The sequence below is a fragment of the Cyanobium gracile PCC 6307 genome, from assembly GCF_000316515.1.
GTDB lineage: Bacteria > Cyanobacteriota > Cyanobacteriia > PCC-6307 > Cyanobiaceae > Cyanobium > Cyanobium gracile.
In genome coordinates this window covers 2275515-2294828 of sequence record NC_019675.1, presented here as the reverse complement: position 1 = coordinate 2294828, position 19314 = coordinate 2275515, and the positions used below count along the sequence as shown (strand labels likewise).

Annotated in this window: 23 protein-coding genes and 1 pseudogene; 16 read left to right on the top strand and 8 right to left on the bottom strand. The window is 69.6% G+C overall.

The features are described from left to right. Positions 1–106 precede the first annotated feature (106 nt). Positions 107–517 carry an AAC(3)-I family aminoglycoside N-acetyltransferase gene (locus CYAGR_RS11170; RefSeq protein ID WP_156818607.1) on the top strand — a complete coding sequence of 137 codons (411 nt, stop codon included), beginning with the start codon at positions 107–109 and terminating at the stop codon, positions 515–517. Here the strand turns inward: CYAGR_RS11170 and CYAGR_RS11165 are convergent. From CYAGR_RS11165 to CYAGR_RS11145, 5 genes are read right to left on the bottom strand one after another with little or no spacing between them, the layout of a single operon-like run. Beyond that, complete coding sequence (locus CYAGR_RS11165; protein ID WP_015109916.1) at positions 484–1068, bottom strand: DUF1349 domain-containing protein; 585 nt, start codon at positions 1066–1068, stop codon at positions 484–486. The two genes, CYAGR_RS11170 and CYAGR_RS11165, sit on opposite strands and share 34 nt — an antisense overlap. Further along, complete coding sequence (locus CYAGR_RS11160; RefSeq protein ID WP_015109915.1) at positions 1065–1508, bottom strand: VOC family protein; 444 nt, start codon at positions 1506–1508, stop codon at positions 1065–1067. The genes CYAGR_RS11165 and CYAGR_RS11160 overlap by 4 nt, the downstream gene beginning before the upstream one ends. Then, a complete protein-coding gene (locus tag CYAGR_RS11155; protein WP_015109914.1) occupies positions 1480–2634 on the bottom strand; it encodes an MFS transporter in 1155 nt (384 codons plus the stop codon). The genes CYAGR_RS11160 and CYAGR_RS11155 overlap by 29 nt, the downstream gene beginning before the upstream one ends. Then, on the bottom strand, positions 2627–3076 hold the full coding sequence (locus CYAGR_RS11150) for a DMT family transporter (protein WP_015109913.1): 450 nt from the start codon (positions 3074–3076) through the stop codon (positions 2627–2629). Before CYAGR_RS11150 ends, CYAGR_RS11155 begins: the two co-directional genes overlap by 8 nt. Further along, a complete protein-coding gene (locus CYAGR_RS11145; protein WP_156818454.1) occupies positions 3073–3576 on the bottom strand; it encodes a DMT family transporter in 504 nt (167 codons plus the stop codon). The genes CYAGR_RS11150 and CYAGR_RS11145 overlap by 4 nt, the downstream gene beginning before the upstream one ends. A 67-nt stretch (positions 3577–3643) precedes the next feature. On the opposite strand from CYAGR_RS11145, the gene CYAGR_RS11140 reads away from it, so the two are divergent. From CYAGR_RS11140 to CYAGR_RS11085, 11 genes and pseudogenes are all read left to right on the top strand, one after another. Next, positions 3644–4144 (top strand): MarR family winged helix-turn-helix transcriptional regulator, encoded by a 501-nt coding sequence (locus tag CYAGR_RS11140; RefSeq protein ID WP_015109911.1) that lies wholly within the window; start codon positions 3644–3646, stop codon positions 4142–4144. Between the two features lie 34 nt (positions 4145–4178). After that, on the top strand, positions 4179–4727 hold the full coding sequence (locus CYAGR_RS16575; RefSeq protein ID WP_015109910.1) for a GNAT family N-acetyltransferase: 549 nt from the start codon (positions 4179–4181) through the stop codon (positions 4725–4727). Between the two features lie 21 nt (positions 4728–4748). Further along, positions 4749–5351, top strand: a pseudogene (locus CYAGR_RS19205) (GrpB family protein). 93 nt (positions 5352–5444) lie between these two features. After that, positions 5445–6470 (top strand): dihydrofolate reductase family protein, encoded by a 1026-nt coding sequence (locus CYAGR_RS17840; RefSeq protein ID WP_015109909.1) that lies wholly within the window; start codon positions 5445–5447, stop codon positions 6468–6470. A gap of 13 nt (positions 6471–6483) precedes the next feature. Continuing rightward, positions 6484–7143 carry a hypothetical protein gene (locus CYAGR_RS11115; protein ID WP_015109908.1) on the top strand — a complete coding sequence of 220 codons (660 nt, stop codon included), beginning with the start codon at positions 6484–6486 and terminating at the stop codon, positions 7141–7143. Continuing rightward, the gene (locus CYAGR_RS11110; protein WP_015109907.1) at positions 7140–7439 is read left to right on the top strand and encodes a hypothetical protein; all 300 of its coding nucleotides are present in this window, start codon (positions 7140–7142) and stop codon (positions 7437–7439) included. Before CYAGR_RS11115 ends, CYAGR_RS11110 begins: the two co-directional genes overlap by 4 nt. A 176-nt stretch (positions 7440–7615) precedes the next feature. Then, a complete protein-coding gene (locus CYAGR_RS11105) occupies positions 7616–7978 on the top strand; it encodes a hypothetical protein (RefSeq protein ID WP_015109906.1) in 363 nt (120 codons plus the stop codon). Between the two features lie 83 nt (positions 7979–8061). Next, entirely contained in the window at positions 8062–8694 is a 633-nt protein-coding gene (locus CYAGR_RS11100) for a hypothetical protein (RefSeq protein ID WP_043325754.1), read from the top strand. Beyond that, the gene (locus CYAGR_RS11095; protein WP_015109904.1) at positions 8661–9098 is read left to right on the top strand and encodes a hypothetical protein; all 438 of its coding nucleotides are present in this window, start codon (positions 8661–8663) and stop codon (positions 9096–9098) included. Before CYAGR_RS11100 ends, CYAGR_RS11095 begins: the two co-directional genes overlap by 34 nt. A gap of 108 nt (positions 9099–9206) precedes the next feature. Continuing rightward, positions 9207–9839 carry a TetR/AcrR family transcriptional regulator gene (locus CYAGR_RS11090; RefSeq protein WP_015109903.1) on the top strand — a complete coding sequence of 211 codons (633 nt, stop codon included), beginning with the start codon at positions 9207–9209 and terminating at the stop codon, positions 9837–9839. Positions 9840–9862: 23 nt separating this feature from the next. After that, complete coding sequence (locus tag CYAGR_RS11085) at positions 9863–11137, top strand: 4Fe-4S dicluster domain-containing protein (RefSeq protein WP_245552510.1); 1275 nt, start codon at positions 9863–9865, stop codon at positions 11135–11137. 42 nt (positions 11138–11179) lie between these two features. On the opposite strand, the gene CYAGR_RS11080 is transcribed toward CYAGR_RS11085, so the two are convergent. From CYAGR_RS11080 to queG, 3 genes are all read right to left on the bottom strand, one after another. Continuing rightward, the gene (locus CYAGR_RS11080; RefSeq protein ID WP_015109901.1) at positions 11180–13648 is read right to left on the bottom strand and encodes a DNA gyrase/topoisomerase IV subunit A; all 2469 of its coding nucleotides are present in this window, start codon (positions 13646–13648) and stop codon (positions 11180–11182) included. A 64-nt stretch (positions 13649–13712) separates the two neighbouring features. Continuing rightward, the gene (locus CYAGR_RS11075) at positions 13713–14627 is read right to left on the bottom strand and encodes a tetratricopeptide repeat protein (RefSeq protein WP_015109900.1); all 915 of its coding nucleotides are present in this window, start codon (positions 14625–14627) and stop codon (positions 13713–13715) included. Positions 14628–14651: 24 nt separating this feature from the next. Beyond that, complete coding sequence (gene queG, locus CYAGR_RS11070) at positions 14652–15623, bottom strand: tRNA epoxyqueuosine(34) reductase QueG (protein ID WP_015109899.1); 972 nt, start codon at positions 15621–15623, stop codon at positions 14652–14654. Positions 15624–15662: 39 nt separating this feature from the next. On the opposite strand from queG, the gene CYAGR_RS11065 reads away from it, so the two are divergent. The 4 genes from CYAGR_RS11065 to ftsY are packed head-to-tail and all read left to right on the top strand — an operon-like array spanning position 15663 to position 19296. Continuing rightward, positions 15663–16313, top strand: coding sequence for an HpsJ family protein (locus CYAGR_RS11065; protein WP_043325750.1), 651 nt, complete (start codon positions 15663–15665; stop codon positions 16311–16313). Positions 16314–16364: 51 nt separating this feature from the next. Next, positions 16365–17096 (top strand): DUF502 domain-containing protein, encoded by a 732-nt coding sequence (locus CYAGR_RS11060; RefSeq protein ID WP_015109897.1) that lies wholly within the window; start codon positions 16365–16367, stop codon positions 17094–17096. Beyond that, a complete protein-coding gene (gene nusB / locus CYAGR_RS11055; protein WP_015109896.1) occupies positions 17096–17722 on the top strand; it encodes a transcription antitermination factor NusB in 627 nt (208 codons plus the stop codon). Before CYAGR_RS11060 ends, nusB begins: the two co-directional genes overlap by 1 nt. Before the next feature lie 11 nt (positions 17723–17733). After that, positions 17734–19296, top strand: coding sequence for a signal recognition particle-docking protein FtsY (gene ftsY / locus CYAGR_RS11050; RefSeq protein ID WP_015109895.1), 1563 nt, complete (start codon positions 17734–17736; stop codon positions 19294–19296). The last annotated feature ends 18 nt before the right edge of the window (positions 19297–19314 follow it).

Genomic DNA, 19314 nt, shown 5'->3' with positions numbered 1-19314 from the left:
GGCAACACGTTGGTGACAAAATCGGCCGCTTTCTTCTCTCAGCCTCGTGAACGCTCCCCCTTCGATCCGGCTCCTCGGCGCCTCTGACGCACCGGCCCTCCGCCAGATGCTGGGGCTCTTCAGCGAGGCCTTCGACGACCCCGAGTCCTACCTCAACCATCAACCCAGCGACGCCTACCTCACCAGGCTCCTGGCCAGCGACACCTTCATCGCCGTCGCCGCCTTCGCGGCAGGTCAGGTTGTCGGCGGGCTGACCGGCTACGTCCTTCCCAAGTTTGAGCAGGAGCGCAGCGAGTTTTACATCTACGATCTGGCGGTCGCGGCGGATGTCCGGCGCCAGGGCATCGCCACCGAACTCATCAGCACCATCAAGCGCATCGCCAAGCAGCGCGGCATCTATGTCATCTTCGCCCAGGCCGACGATGGCGATGACTCAGCCGTCGCGTTGTACACCAAGCTCGGCACCCGGGAAGACGTCATGCACTACGACATTCTTCCCGAACACCAGTCGACGTGATCGAATTCCGCCAGGAAACCCTCCGCCGTGGGGCTGCATGCGTACAGCCCGATCTGCACCGCTCCCGTCTCGCTCAGCTCCTGCAGCCGTGCCATCCGGAGCTGTTCCCAGTGCTCCCCATCCAGGCAGGCGTCGGCGATCACATCGCGGCCCTCGCGGCGCAGCCGGAACCACACCGTGCTGATCTCCCGGGCCAGGGGCTGGGTCGACCAGTCGGAGGCCTGGGCGTTGGTCACCACAGCGCCGAGCCGGTTGGGGCCGTCCGGTTCGAATTCCACCGAGGTCTTGATCCAGCAGGCCGGTGACAGCCGCAGCAGCAGCCCGGCCTGGTCGTAGCGGTGCTGCGGATGGGCCGTCACCCGGCAGGTGAGCACCCCATCACCGTCCACCTCCCGCAGCAGCGCATGGCCGTTGTCGGCCTCGAAGCCGTAGTGGGTGCGCTGCCAGAAGTCGGTGCGGCCCGCCGGCCACAGCCGCAGGCGGCCGTTGGCGGCCTCGCGCTCCCATCGCGGCGGCTCGTTCAACCAGTGCAGGTCCGTGTCGTGGTTCATGGCGTCACAGGGGTGGGGGTGGAGGCCAGGCCGATCTCCTGGCCGTAGGAGAGCTCCAGGGTGTGGCCGTCGGGATCCCGCAGGAAGGCCCAGAGCCCCACGGGCGGTCCGTCGTCCCGGGGGTCTGCGATCAGCACCCCTTCGCTGCGGGCCAGCGCGCAGAGCTCCAGCAGTCGCTCCGGACTGGCGCAGCCCACCCCCAGATGGCCCAGGGGCCGCAGCGGCGCATCCACCACGCGGCTCTCGATCAGCACCACGACGAAGGGCCGAGTGCCGTCGCCGATCCACGCCACGCGCAGCCCCGTGCCACTGTCCCGCCGGTGGACGGGACGCAGGTCGGTGTAGGTGGCATAGAAGGCCAGGCTCCGCTCCAGATCCGTGACGGGCAGGGCCACATGGGTCAGTCCGATGTCAACCATGGCGAGGCAGGAGAAGGACATGGAGGCCGGCCAGGCCCAGCCCCACGGGGATCAGCAGGGCGGGCACGGCGGCCAACCCCATCTCAGCAGCGATCCAGCCCAGCGAGGTGGGCACGGCCACCGCGCCGGCGCTGGCGGCACTGGTGGCCAGGCCGACGGCGGCCGGCACCAGGGCGACGGGCAGGCGCCGCGGGATCAGCAGGATCGTGGCGGGAAAGATCCCGGCCAGGCCGAACCCCGCCAGCGGCAGGGCGAGCCAGGGCGCAGCCCCGCCGGACCAGCCGATCAGGGCCGTCAGCAGCAGGGCCAGCGAGCCGCTGATCCATCGGATCACCCCCAGCCGTCCCACCAGCCCGCCGAAACCGAAACGCCCCACCGTCAGCCCCAGCCAGTAGAGGCTGACGCCGATGCCGGCTGCCACCGCCGACTGGGAGCGGCCCAGGTGCTGAACGCTGAAGGCCCAGGTGCCGATCGAGGCCTCGAGGCCCACCGCAGCCAGCAGCACCAGCCCGCTCAGCCCCACGGCCGGCCGCCGCAGGGCCTGCCCCAGCACGCGCCACTCGCCGCCGGCGGCCCCGGCGGCACGCGGCCCCGGGCCGGCCCGCCGTTGCTGCCAGATCACCAGCAGCACCAGCCCGCCCAGGCCTGCCAGCACCAGATACACCTGCCGCCAGCCGCCCCCCAGGGCCAGCACCGTGGTGGCGATTGCCGGCCCCGTGACGGCGCCGACGCCGTAGAAGCCATGCAGCGGGCCGATCAGCCGGGCGCCGGCCTCGTGCTGCGCCACCGCCGTGTTGAGGCCGGCGTCGATCAGGCCGATGCCCAGGCCCACCGCCACCCCCGTGGCCACCATCAGGTCCCAGCGGGGGGTGAGGGCGTAGAGCAGCAGGGCCGAGGCCAGCAGCGTGAAGGCCACCAGCAGCAGCCGGTCCAGCCCCAGCCGGCTGTTCACCATGCCGTTCAGCAGGGCCGCCAGCAGATAGCCACCGATCTGGCTGGCCAGCAGCAACGTCACCGACCCCGTGCTCAGCGAGAAGGTGTCCAGCAGTGAGGGCACCAGCACGCCGAGGGCCGCTTCCACCGCGCCGATCACCCCAAAGGCGGAGCAGGCCACCCCCATCCGCAGATCACCCTTCGTGTCAGTCATCGCTTCGGCGCAAGGCGACGGCGACCAGCAGCAGCAGCACCGCCAGCCAGCGGCCGGGCCCGGTCGGTTGCTGGGGGACGCCCAGCCAGCCCCAGTGATCGATCAGCAGCGAGCCGATCAGCTGGCTGCAGACCACCGTCATGGTGGTGGCGGTGAGTCCGAGCCTGGGAATCACCAGGGTGATCAGGGTCACGTACACGGCGCCGAGCATGCCGCCGCCCAGGGCCCAGGGTGGGACCCCGCCCAGCCGTGCGAGGGGGTCGGCATGGAAACTCCCCAGGACCAGCAGCAGGCCGAGGGTGGCGGACCCCACCAGGAAATTGACCGTGGCGGCGGCCACGGCGGAGCGCAGGCTGCCGGCCAGCCGCGCGTTGGCGGCCCCACCCAACGAGAGCATGCTGCCGCCCGAGAAGGCACAGAGCACGGCGGAGAGGGGGTTCATCGCCCACCCCCCGCCTGGGTGAGCAGGGCAAGGGCGGCCAGGAGCAGCGCCATGGCCGCGTAGCCCCTGGCGCCGAGACGCTGGCGGCGGACCCCCAGCCAGCCGTGGTGATCCATCACGAGGCCGGAGACCGCCTGGCCGGCCACCACCAGTCCGAGCGTCAGTGTGGCGCCCAGACGCGGGAGCACCAGGGTGCTCGAGCAGATGTACCAGACGCCGAGCACCCCGGCCAGCAGGCTCCAGCGCGGGGCCGTGCGGATCGCCCGCCAGTCGGGTGCCGGCCAGAGGCGACTGAGCAGCAGCCCGATCAGGGTGAGTGAACCCAGCAGGTAGGAGAGCAGGGCGGCGTGGGGAACGGACTGGAGCGACCGGGCCACCTGGGCGTTCATGGCCGCCTGCACCGGCAGCAGGGTGCCGGCCAGCAGGGCCATGGCGATCGCCATGGCCGAGGAGACGGGGACAACGGGCGCCCGCGAGCGGGGCAGAGACAGGCAAGGCATCTCGATATCAAGAGACTTGATTCGAAGCTAGGGGTGAGTTGTCTCGACGTCAAGTTATCCTCGGGTCATGGCCTCCGACCGCATCGACCAGATCCAGAGCCAGTGGCAACAGGCCTCCCCAGGCCTGGATGTCTCTGCCCTGGCCGTGGTGGGGCGGATCCTGCGCCTCGCCCGGCTGCTGGAGCGCCACCGCGAAGCCTTGCTGGCCCCTCATGGCCTGAGCCTCTGGTCCTTCGATGTGCTGGCCACCCTCCGGCGCCAGCCTCCCCCGCACCAGCTCACCCCCACCGAGCTCTACGGCGCCTTGATGCTGTCCTCGGGGGCGATGACCAACCGGATCGACCGCCTCGAGGCCGACGGCCTGGTGGAGAGGCACCGTGAAACCACCGATCGGCGCAGCGTCCTGGTGCGGCTCACGGCCAGGGGCGCCCAGCTGGTGGAGGCGGTGCTGCCTGTGATCGTTGGCAGCGAGCGGGAGCGGCTGGAGCAGTGCACGACGCCGCAGGAGCGTGAGCTCCTGGCAGGCCTGCTGCGCCGCCAGCTCCTGGCCCTGGACGCCGGCGACTGAACCCTCCGTGAGCATCCCAAAGGGGCCCACCGCCATGCCTTCCGCGATTTGCTTCAGACCCCTGTCGCTGGCCGACCACCAACGCCTCGAGAACCTGTGCCTTGCCTGCAGCGACTTCTTTGCGTGCATCGAAGGTCAGCCCGGTGGCCGTGAAACGGCGGCCGAACTTCTCGGACCCCTCGCGCCGGACGTGAGCAGCGGAGAGAAAAGCCTCGTTGGCGTGGAGATCGACGGTGAGCTGGTCGGGGTGGTGGAGCTGTTGGCTGGTTTCCCTGGGCCGCAGGAGTGGTACATCGGTCTGCTTCTGCTCCGTCCCGATCGGCGCGGTGCCGGAGCAGGAACGGCCATCTGGCAACACCTACGGCAACGGATGACCCAGGAGGGGGCCACCAGCGTGCGACTCATCGTCCAACACCAGAATCCCCGGGCACGACGGTTCTGGGAGCGGCAGGGATTCGCCGTGGAGAGGGAGATGGTGGCCAAAGCCGGCAAGCTGGATAGCCCCGTCTGGCTGTTGCACCGTTCGCTTCAGGCGGAGGACGCCCATGCCGTGGCAGCGCAGCAGGCCGCACCTTGCCGCTGAGCGAAAGCGCCCGCCACGACCATGAAGATCAGGCTCGAACCCCCCAACCCTGCCTGGACGGAGGCCTTCGAACGGCACAGGGCACGCCTCCTGGAAGCCCTACCGGAACCGGGGGTATCCATCGATCATGTGGGGAGCACGGCGCTCGGCGACATCAGCGCCAAGCCGATCATCGACATTCTGGTCGGCCTGATGAAGGCATCCCCACTGGATGCGGTGATCGATCCCCTGCTGGCCGCTGGTTTTACCTATGTGCAAGCTTTCACGGGCGCCATGCCCTACAGGCGTTTCTTCGTCGATCTCTAAGCTCTGTCTGACAAGCCCCTGCCTCGTGTCATCGACACTTCGCATGCGCTGGCCTTCTGACGCGATGACGACTCCCTCGCCAACATTCATGTGATGGAGCGAGAGACCTCTCACTGGACACGACACATCGCCTTCCGTGACGACCTACGGGCGCATTCGGAGGTGAGACTTGCGTATGAAAGGCTGAAACTCAAGATTGTGGAAATGGATTTCGAGGACCCACTCGACTACAACAGCTTCAAGGAGGATTTCATTCGTGAGCATCAGGAGAAAGCGATGACATGGTTCCAGCAATGGGGCTGTAGATCTGGGTTGTAACTCAGGACTGTCGATCAGGACTCTGATTGCCTCTCGGTATTACCGCCTGATGGGATAGCATTTTAACTGTTTGATCCATGCGCCAGTTGTTCGATGAAGGTCATCATTCTCGGCAACGCCGGGGCCGGCAAGAGCACCCTGGCCAGGAAGCTGATCGCCAGCCAGCCGGCCGCCCGGTTATCGCTGGATGAAGTCGCGTTTCAGGGCGGAACCGAACGACGTCCCCTTCAGGAGAGTGTCGAGGACGTCAGGCGCTGGATCTCGGAGCAGGACAGCTGGATCATCGAAGGCTGCTACGCGGACATCCTGGAGCCCGTCCTGGCCTGTGCCGATGAACTGATCTTTCTGAATCCCGGGGTTGTTGCCTGCCTGGCCCATTGCCGCTCCAGGCCCTGGGAGCCCGAGAAATTCAGCTCCCGCCAGGAACAGGACGCGAATCTCGACAATCTCCTGCAGTGGGTGGGCACCTACGACACCCGTGCCGACGAATACGGCCTTGCCAGGCACCGGGCCCTGTATGAATCCTTTGCAGGAAAGAAGCGAGAGTTATGCCATCCTGAATTGTATGCATCCACCAGGTGCTCCGTCTTCATCGCCACCAGTCTGGATGGCCTGATTGCCCGCAACGACGGCTCCATCGACTGGCTCGAGCGCGCCAACGCCGCCGTACCGGCCAGTGAAGACTGCGGCTACGCCGACTACATGCAGACGGTCGATGCGATCGTCATGGGACGGGCGACCTTCGACAAGGTTCTCAGCTTTCCCGATTGGCCCTACGGCAACCTGCCGGTCCATGTGCTCAGCACCACCCTCAGGTGCCGTCCTTCCGGAGTGCCGGACTCGGTCCAGGTGCTCCATGCCACGCCCCACGAGGTCGTGGAACGCGCCGCTGCAGCGGGCCACCGCCATCTCTACATCGACGGCGGGCGAACCATCCAGGGCTTCCTGAGAGCCGGGCTGATCACCGAGCTGACGATCACCATCATCCCGATCCTGCTGGGCTCAGGACTCAGGCTCTTCGGTGATCTGCCAGCCGACACGGATCTGCGCCTGTTGTCATCAAAGGCGTTCCCGTTTGGATTCGTTCAGAGTCACTATGCGGTGTGCCAGAAGGCCTGACATTCTGAACCCCATGCCAACCGCCTCCCTCTGGAAACGCTGGACCGGGCGATGGATCATCGCTTGTGTCGTCACGCAGCTCTTCGAGCTGTGGGGAGATGGGCTGGCTGGCTGGATCTTCTCGGCGATGGGGGTGAGCCCGGGGCCGGGTGCGCTGTTGCCCCTTGTGGTGATGGCTGTCATTCGTTTGTTCAGCGGGGCTCTGGGAGGGCTGGCCCAGGGGCGGGTTCTGAAATCCAGGTTCCCCTTCACGATCTCCTGGGTGGTCGCCACCAGCCTGGGAAGCGCCATCGCTCTGGTGCTTGTTTTCGGATGGCATGCAGCGGCGGTTCTGCCATCGGTCGGCCCGATGATCCTCGATGCGCTGCAGCCTCCACGATCCGTCCTGCCCCCCTTCATCTTCGCCAGCCTCACAGGTCTGGTTCTGGGTGTCGCGCAATGGCTGGCCCTGCGGGGCCATGTCGAGCAGGCCGGCCGTTGGGTGCTGTTCAGTGTTCTCGGACTGACGGCAGCCGATCTCCTGACCGGTGTGTTGCAGCGTTCCCTGGGCGCCGTCGGCCTGGATGTCAGCACGGGTGCATGGAATCCCGTGTTCTGGGTCATCTCCGCCGTCGGCATCGCACTGTATGGACTGCTCACCAGCCGCTTCTGGGTGGCGCGATTCGGGAGATGACGACGGTTGATTTCGGTTGGGCCTTGACCGGGTATCTCTTCGTCAGCCTCGTCCTTCTTTTTGCCTCGTCGTTCACCACCCTGGGATGGATCATGATCATCCATGGATTGATCCTGATGCCGATCTTTTTTATCGTTCTCGTCCTGCGGCTGGCGACGATCCTGGTGTCACCCGGTAACTCCTACGGATGGAGTCAGGGAAAGGGCTGCTATTCGAATGTCCAGATCGTGACGGGTCGTGCCCCGGCAACGGGACCGGGCACCATCCCCGCGTGGAAAATTGGCAGCGAGCGGTGATGGGCCACCCTGCCGGCCGACCTCCCAGCGTGTGGATCACGCAGGTTCTGCTGCTGTTGTCCTCGGTGGCGTTTGGCACGGCTTTGCTGGCTTCTGTTGTCCGGTGCCTTCTGCCAGCACAGCGAGGCAGCTGTCCATCGCCCGTCACGCTCCCTGAGCTTGCGCTCGGCCTGGCCATGCTGACCTGCGCTCTCCTGGCGTTCTTGGGGCTGCAGACCCGGCGGCGCTGCGGCCAGCTGCTGGCGGTGACGCTGCTGGCGGGCTCGATGGTCGTGGGTGTCAGCGACAGCCCTCTCCCCAGGGCTCTCCGGGTGGTTGCGCTCTCCATCACCCCAGGGGGCAGCCCGCTGCCGGATCCGCTGGAGGCCTGCGGTCACCCGTTCGGCAACCTCACCTATCTCTGCGGCTATGCCGGCTATCCGCAGCTGCTGTGGGCGATCGGCTCCGACCTGCTTCCCTCCCTGGTGGTGGGCGTCTTTGCCTTCCGACTGCTGTTCGGTGATGCTGCCAGGCGGTTCTTCCGCACCACGTCTCGGTGAGCCATCCCTGAGACGGGGAGCGCCGCAGCCGATACCCCTGCCACAAGGAGATGACCATCAGCCCACGGCAGCAACCAGGGTGGGTGGTTCTTCTCCTGGTCGTCTCCTGGTTCGCGGCGCTCGGGTGGCCAGGGCCTTCCCTCAGCCAGCCCAGGGGAGCCGGTGGGCCCAGCGATGCGGAAGAGGAGGCCAACTGCCAGCGGGTGTCCGAGATCGTCACCGCGAATGCCGCTCCCGTCCAGGAGGCCCTGGAGCGGCTGGCCTGGCAGCGCTACGGACGCCCCTTCTCCGAACTCAGCCCGGAGCAGCTGATGGGCCTGGCGACGGCCGCGAACGTGGAAGGCCGGCCGATGACGACGGCCCAGGAGCGGATGGGGGAGCGCTGTGCAGCCTGGCAGCAGCGGGTGATGGCGAAGGAATCCGCCGCCGGCGGCCTTCGCTCCCTCTTCAGCGCCCAGGGGTTGCTGGATCGCTGGGGGCGGGAGCGGGCGGCGGGATTGGGTTGTGACTGCCCGGGCTTCCTCCCCGCCGGGGAGGACGTGGAGCACCGCTGCCAGACCCGGGCCGTCTGTCCCGGCCAGCAGGGGGGCCACGGATTCCCGATCCGGAGCGGGGCTGCCGCAGCCTCGGGGCCTCGGCCTGGATCCGGCAGCAGCTGCCCGACTTCTACCGGATCCTGGGGATGCCAGCCCAGAGGGAGGAGGCCGGTGACGTGATCGCCGCCCGTGATCGAGGCAGCCCGCCATCGCCCTGCGGCCTGCTTCCGGTGCCGAGCGCCTCCCCGCCCGCCCTGGCTTCCCCCTTGGGTTCCGGTGCCCGGCCATCACCCACCGGATCCACCGCCCCGGCGGCGATCGCGGCGGCCGCGGCCTGCTTTGCCAGCCCGACGGCGGCAGGTTGCCAGCAGGCGCTGGTGCGAGGCGATGCCCTGGTGGTGGCCGCCCGCCGGGGCGGCCGCGACCGCTGCCTGGGCTACGCCCTCGCGGCCCGGACCCTCTGGGCGCTGGGGGCCGATCCGCGCTTCACGGATCTGCTGATCCGCTTCCCGGAGGCGGCCCGCCTGCGCAACGAATCCCGCATCGCCCTGCGCTACCTGCGCGCCGATTGCCGGGGGCTCTGAGGGATCCGAAGGGCTCGGCTGAGGGCGCAACGCAGCCATGAGTACGGTACGGTACCGTTTTTGCATGGCCAGGCTGCGGTCCTGCCGGTGTTCCCCGTCTTCGCATCGATGGCCCCCGACTCGCAACCCCGAGACCGCCTCCTCTCGGCCGCCCGGGAGCTGTTCTTTCAGCATGGTTTCGCCAGGGTGTCCACCGATGCCCTGGTGAAGGCGGCGTCGGTTTCGAAGGCCACGCTCTACAAGCATTTCCCCAGCATGGAGTCCGTGCTTCGGGCCGTTGTCGAGCGTGAGGTGGATGGGTTCGAGCGGGGGGTTCCCATCACGGTGGGCACCGCGGCAGCGTTCCGCGCCGCCCTGGTGCAGTACGGCACCAACCTGCTCGACTTTCTCAACCAGCCCGACATCATCCGGTTCGCCCAGCTGATGTTCGAGGAGGCGCGCGGCAATACGGGACTGGCCGGCGACTTCTACGACTCCGCCTACGGGCGCACCCAGAACGACCTGGCCCAGCTGATCCAGCAGGGCCTCGACCGCGGCGACCTGCGCTCCAGCCTCCCGGCCGTAGAGCTGGCCGAGCAACTGCTGGGCCTGTGGGAGGGCTTCGGCTTCATCCGTGCCCTGCTCGGCCTCACGCCGCGGCCGTTCCCCGACCCCGAGGCCTGGAGCGAGGCCTGCGTGGGCACCTTTCTGGCGGGCCAGGGTTCCGCCCAGCCGCAGGGCGACGACCCCACCCCTTCCTGAGCTGACCCCAGAGCGCCATGGCCATGCACAAGTTCGTTCCACCCACAGGACCTGGGGACGTCCTCGCCGATCGCCGCCGGCTCTGGATCCTGGGGGCCAGTCGCCTGGCCTTCACCATTGCGGTGGCGATCGCCACCCACACCGTGTTTCCCCTGCTGCGCTGGATGCAGCATCGCCGGATTCGCAGCGGCGATGTGATCTGGCTGGAGGACATGCCGGGGCCACCCCAGAGCCAGCGCTTCGACCATCTGGCCTTTGTGCCGGCTGACATCACCCCCAATCCCGGTCCGGTCCGCAAACGGGCGCGGTTCATGAAGGTGGAGTATCCCGCCGCCGCCTATCCCTTCGCCTTTCGCCAGCCACCCATCTCCGGGAACGCCATCAATGGCCTGGGGGAGGAGCGCCCCCGGCGGCCCGACCACGTGTTCTTCGGTGATTCCTACAAGCGGGCCTGGGGAAAGCTCGACTGGTACTTCCAGGTGATGGAGCCCACCGCCATTCATCGGCTGATCGTGCGGATGTTCTGGCAGGACCGGGCCCGGGTCGGGCCTGTGGCACCCACCGTCACCACCCTCGGCACTCCCGAAGAGGCCTCCGCCCACATCAAGGCCCTGGCCACCCGGATCGGCGCCGGATTGGTGGGCATCACCCGCCTGCGTCCGGAGTTCTGCTACCACGACTCCAACCCTGACTTCACCTACGCCATTGCAATCGGCGTGCCGATGGATCGCGAGGAGATGCTGCACACCCCCAGTGAGCGCTCCAATCAACAGATCATGCGGACCTACCTGGACGTGAACCGGGTGGCGATCCGGCTGGCCCACGCCATCCGTGCCCTGGGCTATCCGGCCCAGGCGTCCACCAATCTGGCGCCGGGTTCCAGCACGGAGGTGCTGCATGTGCCCATCGCCATCGCGGCCGGCCTTGGCCAGCTGGGCAAGCACGGCTCGATGATCACGCCCGAATTCGGCTCGAATGTCCGTCTGGCCACCGTGCTCACGGATCTGCCCCTGGCCGTCGATCAACCGAGGGACATCGGTGTGGACGACCTCTGCGCCCACTGCCGGATCTGTGAAACCAACTGCCCCCCGCACGCGCTGTTCCCGGAAAAGCAGCTGGTGCGTGGCCAGCGGCGCTGGTATGTGAATTTCGACAAGTGCGCTCCCTACTTCGCCGAAACCCGCGGCTGCGGCATCTGCATCGAGGTCTGCCCCTGGAGCACACCCGGTAAGGGCCAGGAGCTGATGCGCACCCTGCTCGAACGTCGGGAGGGGGCCGGGGGCGCTGCCCGGACCTGACGTGTGCCACGTTGGCCGGTGTTGTGGTGAGGTGCTGGCCCGCTAGGCCCCCCCGAGCAGCGGCACGAGTTCCCGCACCGCATCGCCGGCCTTCAACTCCAGCGCCAGGCCGGAACCGCCGCAGTCCTCCGCTGGCAGCTGGTCGGCGCTCAGCCGCAGGCTGCGGCCCTCGGGGCCTTCCAGCGTCACTCCGACCACGCCGGCATCGCCCGCCTGCAGGTCCACCAGGATGTCGTCGCGCTCCAGGAAGCGCAGGCCGATCTGGCCCATGGCGCCCCGCTGGCAGGGGCGCAGGCTCTCGAGCTGCAGCCGCTTCACCTGGCCGCGGCGGCTGGCCAGCAGCACGTCGCCGCCGGCGGCTGCCCGCGCCGCCCCCACCACCCGCTCGCCCGGCAGCAGCCGCAGCAGCATCGGCCCCTGGGCGGTGCGGCCCAGCACCGGCAGGTTGGTGTCGTTGACCGCCAGCCGCAGCATCCGTCCGGTGCTGGTGGCCACCACCAGATCCTCCCCCTCCCGGCAGGGCACCACCCGCTGCAGGGCCACCCCCTCCTTCAGCTTCAGCACCGTGGCGGGCCGGCCCGAGAGCTCCAGGAAGTCCTCGATCGGCAGGCGCTTGAAGCGCCCATCGGTGCTCAGCAGCCCGATGCTTCCCGACGGCGGCTGGGGCAGCGGCAGCACCTGCACCACCGTCTCCCCGTGCAGGCTGTCGGGCAGGAAGCGCTCCAGCCTGCCGGGGTTCTGGCCGGCGAATTCCCAGCGCAGCAGGGCCACCTTGCCGCCGGCGCTGAAGGCCAGCAACGCCGGCTGCTCGGCCACCGGCAGGATCAGCCGCGCCGGCGGCGGCAGCTCCCCCAGCTCGGCCGCCTGATCCAGATGCAGCCGGCCCAGCATCTGGGGGGTGACGATCCGCACCGCCCCGTCGGTCTGGATCAGCAGCCGGCCATCGCCGGCCAGGGCCTCGAAGGCCTGCTGCCGCTGCAGCTCGGTGTTGGGCCGCACCGCCGCCGCCCGCTGGGCCACCAGGGCGTCGCCCCCCTCCACCAGCCGGGTGCGGCGCGGGGTGGCATAGCGCTTCTTCAGCCCCTTGAGCTCGCTGACCATCGTTTCGAGCAGCGTGCCGCGGTCGTCGAGCAGGTGCCGCAGCCGGGTGCGCTCCTGTTCCAGATCCGCCGCTTCCTTGCGCAGCCCGTCCTGCTCCAGGCCCGTGAGCCGCCGCAGCGGCATCGCCAGCACCGCATCGGCCTGGCGCTCGCTCAGGTCCAGGTGCACCTGCAGGCTGGCCCGGGCCGTGGCGGCATCCCGCGCCTCGCTGATCATGTCGATCACGCGCTTGAGGTCGTCGAGGGCCTTGATCAGCCCCTGCACCACCTCAAGGCGGTCCTCGCAGCGCTTCAGCGCATGGTTGGTGCGCCGGATGATCGTCAGCTCCCGGTACTCCAGGAACTGCTGCAGCATCTGACGCAGGTTCAGCTGCTGGGGCTGGCCGTTCACCAGCGTCAGCAGGATGGCGCCGAAGTTGCTCTGCAGGGCCGTGCGCCGCTGCAGTTCCTCCAGCACCTTCTGGGGTTCGGCGTCGCGCCGCAGCTCGATCACCACCCGCATCCCCTCGCGGTCGCTCTCGTCGCGGATGTCGGCGATGCCGCCGATCTTGCCGTCGTTCACCTGCTCGGCCAGCTTCTCGATCCAGCCCGCCTTGCTCAGCTGGTAGGGCAGTTCCGTCACCACCACGGCGCCGCGGCGGTGGCGCCCCTTGCCGGGCTGCACCTCCTCGATGTGGGCCACGCCCCGCATCGGGATGCTGCCCCGGCCGGTGGCGTAGGTGTCGCGCACGCCGCTGCCCAGCAGCACCTCGCCGCCGGTGGGGAAATCCGGGCCCGGCACCATCGCCAGCAGCTTCTCCTCCGCCAGGTCGGGCTTGCGGATCAGGGCGATCAGGGCCTCCACCACCTCGCCGAGGTTGTGGGGCGGGATGCTGGTGGCCATGCCCACGGCGATGCCGGTGCAGCCGTTGAGCAGCAGGAAGGGCAGCTGGGCCGGCAGCACCGTCGGCTCCTGCTGGGAGCCGTCGAAGTTGGGGGCGAAATCGACCGTGTCGCTGCCGATCTCATCGAGCATCGCCTCGTTGGCGATCGGCGCCAGCCGGGTTTCCGTGTACCGCATCGCGGCCGGCGGGTCGTCGTCCACCGAGCCGAAGTTGCCGTGGCCGTCCAGGAGCGGGTGGCGGCTGGCGAAGGTCTGCACCAGCCGCACCAGGGCGTCGTAGACGGCCTGATCGCCGTGTGGGTGGTACTTGCCGAGCACATCGCCCACCACGCGGGCGCACTTGCGGTAGGGCCGGTCCGGGGTCAGCCCCAGCTCGTGCATCGCATAGAGGATGCGCCGCTGCACCGGCTTGAGCCCGTCGCGGACGTCCGGCAGGGCCCGCCCCACGATCACGCTCATCGCGTACTCGAGGTAGGAGCGCTGCATCTCCTGATGCAGCGCGATCGGTTGGACGCGCTCGTCCGGCATCCGGTCCTTTGGGGCAGCGGCTCAGGGCGCTCAGCCTACAGATGGCGCCCGGGGCCCCCCGGGCTCAGGACTCGTCGCTGCTGCCGCCGTCACCGTCGGTGGCATTGGCCAGGGCCCGCTCCACCGCCGCCTTCAGCTCCGGCAGGGCCAGCAGCTGGGCGGTCACCGCCCGCAGCTTCGGCCCCCACAGCTGCTCCTTCTGGAACGTCTCCTTGACGTAATTGGGCTCCTCCGCCAGGGCGGTCTCGGCCAGCTTCAGGGCCTGGGCCCGCTCCGCCGGTCCCCGCTCGAACAGGGCCGCCGCCAGGGCCAGGGAGGTCTCGGCGATGTCCGGCTTGATCTTCAGCACCCGCTGCCAGCGGCCGATGGCGTCGGCGGTGCGGCCGCTCTCGTAGAGCACCAGCCCCTGGTTGTTGATCGCTTCCCAGAAGTCCTTGCGCAGCCCCGACGCCCGCTCGAACGAGCCCAGGGCTTCCTGGGTGTTGCCCAGCAGGATCTGGGCGTTGCCGAGATCGAAGTAGGCGCCGGCGTTCTTGCTGTCCAGCTCCAGGCCCCGCCGCAGCAGGCCGATGGCGTCCTGGGGCTTGCCGTCCCGCAGCGCCAGGGATCCCTCGGCGAACCAGATGCCGGCGTTGTTCGGATCAAGCTCCTTGGCCCGGGCCAAGGCCACCTTCGCCTTCTCCATCTGGTTGCTGCGCAGCTCCGCCTCCGCCAGCAGCACCCAGCCGCGGGGGTCCTGCGGCAGCAGCCGCACCGTCAGTTCCGCCAGCCGGGCCGCATCCTCCGCCTGGCCGAGGCGCAGCAGCCGCGCCGCCGCCTGGGCGATGCCCAGCCCCGCCCCCTCCAGCTCCTTCTCCTGCGGCAGGTACACGAACGGCACCAGGGCCCGCGCCGGCAGGGCATAGCCCACCAGGGGGGTGGCCGTCAGCGGCATGGCCAGGCAGAGGGAGGAGAACAGTCGCCAGAACCGCCGGCCCACGGAATCACCCCGAATCGCCCCAGCCTAGGGAGCCGTCCCCCGTTGTCCCCAGCCGCCCGCCAGCGCCGCCCGGATGTTGCGCCGCCATAGGGCCGGCCGGATCCGCCGCAGAGCCGAGGCCCGCAGCCGCTCGTCCCAGTCGGCGTCGCTCCAGCCCAGGGCCTCCGTGCCGCGCAGATCCAGCAGCCACGGGCGGGGCTGCACGTCGGCGTCGGTGGCAACGGGCAGGGGCCGCCGGTTCCAGGGGCAGACCTCCTGGCAGATGTCGCAGCCGGCCACCCAGCCCTCCAGTTTCCCGGCGATTGCCGCCGGCAGCGCCTCGTCGCGGTTCTCGATCGTGTGGTACGCGATGCAGCGGCGGGCATCCACCACGAACGGTTCGTCGAGGGCGCCGGTGGGGCAGGCGTCGATGCAGGCCGTGCAGGCGCCGCACAGGGGCTCGGCCGGGCGGTCGGGGGGCAGATCGAGGCTGGTGAGCAGGTGGCCCAGCAGCATCCAGGAGCCCCGGCGGCGATGGATCAGGTTGCCGTTCTTGCCGATCCAGCCCAGGCCCGCCTCCTCCGCCCAGGCCTTGTCGAGCAGGGGGGCGCTGTCGACGCAGGCGCGCCAGGTGGTTCCCGGCGCCGCCTGCTCCAGCCAGCGCCCCAGCTGCCGCAGGCGGCCGTCGATCACCCGGTGGTAATCGCGGCCCCAGCCGTAGCGGGCCACCTGCAGGCTCCCCGGCGCCCGTTCCCGGGCCACGTGGTAGTTCCAGCCCACGGCAAGGATGCTGCGGACCCCCGGCAGAAGCGCCTCGATCCGGCGGCGGCGCGGGTCATTCATCCAGCCCATCCCCGCCTGGTGGCCCGCCGCCAGCCACCGCTCCAGGGCGGCCGTGCGCAGCGGCAGCCGCGAGCCTCCCGGCACCGCCGCCAGCCCCACCGGCGCGAAGCCGAGCCCCTCGGCCCTGGCCCGCAGTCCCGCCGCCAGTGCGCTAAGTGACGAAGGCGTGCTCATGGGCTGCCGGTAGAGTTCCACGAACCCGACTTCCCTTGAGTGGCAGCCAGTTCCTCCTCCCGCTTCAGTCCCCTGCTGCGCTGGATGGGCCTCACCCTGGTGGTGCTGCTCGTCCTGCAGCTGGTCGCCGTGCTCACCCTCTGGGACTGGCAGGAGGAGGCCTTCCGCCAGCTGGTGGTGGAGCGACTGATCGGCCAGGCCCCGATGGGTCTGATCGGGCTGCTGCTCATGTACCTCTCCTCCCGCCTGGAAGACACCTCGGAGGAGCGCACCCCCGTCCTCTGGACCGTCTGCATCATCAGCGGTCTGCTGGCCGTGCTGCTGACAGCCTCGCTGCCGATCGCCTTCGGCGGTGACCAGCAGATGCAGCAGCAGGCCGACCAGCAACTCGCCGCCAAGCGCGGCCAGCTGGAGATGGCCCGCCAGCAGAGCAAGGATCCCGCCCTGCTCCAGCAGCTGATCAAGCAGGCCGAAGCCACCGGCCAGGTGCCCCCGGGCGCCACCGAGGAGCAGAAGACCCAGTCGGCCCGGGCCTTCGTGGATCGCCAGCTCGACCAGCTCGAGACCCAGTTCAAGCAGACCGAGCAGACCAGCAAGGTCACCCTGAGCCAGCGCCGCTACGGCGGATCCCTCGGCGCGGTGGTGCTGATCATCGCCTTCACGATCCTTTGCCTCGGCAGTGTCCTGTAAGACCCCCGTGGATCGTTACCGTTAGGGTTTCGCCCCTTCGGACCCCATCCATTGGTCCCATCCAGTAGTCCCAGTTCCGATCAGCCCCTGGGCAACCGGCTGCAGCAGGATCTCAAGAACGATCTGATCGCCGGCCTGCTGGTGGTCATTCCGCTGGCCACCACGATCTGGCTCGCCACCACGGTGAGCCGCTTCGTTCTGGCCTTCCTGACGTCGATCCCGAAGCAGTTCAACCCGTTCAACACCCTCAACCCCCTCCTCCAGGACCTGATCAACCTGGGGGTGGGGCTGCTGGTGCCGCTCCTGGGCATCCTGCTGATCGGTCTGATGGCCCGCAACATCGTCGGCCGCTGGCTGCTGGAGTTCGGTGAGGGCACCCTGTTGCGCATCCCCCTGGCGGGCTCCGTCTACAAGACCCTCAAGCAGCTGCTGGAAACCTTCCTCCAGGGCAATTCCGCCCGCTTCCGGCGGGTGGTGCTGGTCGAATACCCCCGCGAGGGGCTCTACGCCGTCGGCTTCGTCACCGGCGTGCTGGGCACGGCCATCCAGGCCGATTTCGGCGAGACCATGCTCAGCGTCTTCATTCCCACCGCCCCCAACCCCACCACCGGCTGGTATGCGGTGGTGCCCGAGCGCCTGGTGAAGGACATCGAGCTGAGCGTCGAGGATGCCTTCCGCACGATCATCTCCGCCGGCATCGTCAGCCCCGACGAGCGGGAACCCACCTCCAACCGCAGCTTCGCCAGCCTCCTGGCCCAGCTGCGCGCCCCCCAACCCTCCTGATGCAGAGTCGCACCCTTGCCCGTGAACTCGCCCTGCTGATGCTGGGTCAGGTCAGCGACCGCGGCAGCGGCGCCGAGGCCCCCTCCGGCTCTTTCGATCTGCTGCTGCAGCAGGCCGTCACCAGCCTCAGCCAGCACGTGCGCGAGGCCCTCGACCGTTCCGCCGAGGATCTCCAGCAGGCCCAGCAGCGGCTGCTCGACAGCGAGCTGCAGGACCAGGGGGAGAAGCAGCTGCCCACCGTGCGGCGCCATCTGCAGGAGGGCCTCACCCACGCTGAGCACGCCCTCAACCGCCTTTCCGCCAGCCTGGAGCTGCCGCGCCTGCTGCTGCTGGCCGACCAGGAGGCCGTGCAGCGTGATGCCATCGGCCGCATCCGGGCGGTGCTGCGCGACCGCGAAGCCCTCGACGGCCGCATCGATGCGGTGATGGAGGGCTGGCGCCTCACCCGCCTGCCCCGGGTCGACCGGGACATCCTGCGGCTGGCGGTGGTGGATCTGGAGGATTTCGGCACCCCCGCCGCCGTGGCCTGCAGTGAGGCGGTGGAGCTGGCCAACCGCTATAGCGACGAGCAGGGGCGACGCATGATCAACGGTGTGCTGCGGCGCTTCACCGCCGCCCGGGTCTGACCAGGAACGCCATGGTCTTCGATTGGTTCAAACGGGCCCTGGCCCAACCCGCCCCGACGCCTGAGCCCGAGCCTGCCGCGGCGCCCGCGCCGGAGCCCGTGCCGGAGCCGGAGCCCGAGTCCCCCGCCGAGTCGGAGGCCGCCGCGGTTCCGGCCGCCCCTGAAGCCGTGGCCCCGGTGGCCGTGCCCCCGTCCGCTCCCGCTCCCGTCGGCCCCGCCGGCCAGGGGGTCGACGAGGACGCCCTGGCCTGGGCCCGCCAGGCCTACGCCCGGCTGAAGGCCCAGCAGGAGGCGGCCAGCCAGGCCGCGGCGCCCGCGCCGGACCCTGTCCCCACACCGGCACCGGCCGCCGAGGCACCACCCGCTCCCGAAGCCGCTTCCGAACCGCCGCCGGCCCCCGAAACCGCCGCCCCGCCTGCGGCGAGCGGCCTCTCCCTGCTGGAGCAGGCCGCCGCCCAGCGCCAGCAGCGCCTCCTGGAGATCACCGCCCCCGCCCCGGCCGCGCCGCCGGCCGCCACGGCAACCCCTCTTGCCGCTGAGGCCGATGTCGCCGACCCCAGCCTCGGCGCCTTCGATGACACCTTCACCTGGTCGGCGGAGGTGCTGGCGGCCCAGGGGCGCAGCGTCGAGGACGTGTCCCTGGAGGAGATCGACTGGCTGGGCCGGCTGCGGCGCGGCCTTGAGAAGACCCGCAAGGGTTTCGTCACCCAGCTGCTGGAGAACCTCGGCGACGACCCCCTCACCCCGGCGGTGCTCGACGACCTCGAGTCCACCCTGCTGCGCGCCGATGTGGGCGTGAAGGCCACCGACCAGGTGCTCGAAGCCCTGCGCCGCCGCCTCAACGAGGAGGTGGTCGACCCGGCCGAGGGGCTCCGCTTCTTGAAGGAGCAGCTGCGCGGCCTGCTGGAGGAGCCGATCCGCGCCGGCGGCACCGCCCTGCTGGCCCCCCAGCGCGACCGGCTCAACGTCTGGCTGCTGGTCGGCGTCAACGGGGTCGGCAAGACCACCACCCTCGGCAAGCTGGCCAACCTGGCGGTGCGCAGCGGCTACAGCTGCCTGATCGCCGCCGCCGACACCTTCCGGGCCGCGGCGGTCCAGCAGGTGAGCGTCTGGGGCGAGCGCAGCGGCGTGGCCGTGGTGGCCAACCCCAGCGCCAACGCCGACCCGGCGGCCGTTGTCTTCGACGCCATCGGTGCCGCCCGCTCCAAGGGCACCGAGCTGGTGCTGGTGGACACGGCGGGCCGGCTGCAGACCAAGCACAACCTGATGGAGGAACTGGGCAAGGTGCGGCGCACCATCACCAAGCTGGCGCCGGAGGCGGCGGTGGAATCGCTGCTGGTGCTCGATGCCAGCCAGGGCCAGAACGGCCTGCGCCAGGCCATGGCCTTCGCCAGTGCCGCCGGCCTCACGGGCGTGGTGCTCACCAAGCTGGACGGCAGCGCCCGCGGCGGCGTCGCCCTGGCGGTGGCCTCGGAGGCGGGCCTGCCGATCCGCTTCATCGGCGCCGGTGAGGGCATCCGCGACCTGCGGCCCTTCAACAGCTTCGAGTTCGTCGAGGCCCTGCTCGCCTCCTGAAGCCGCCTGCCGCTGCTA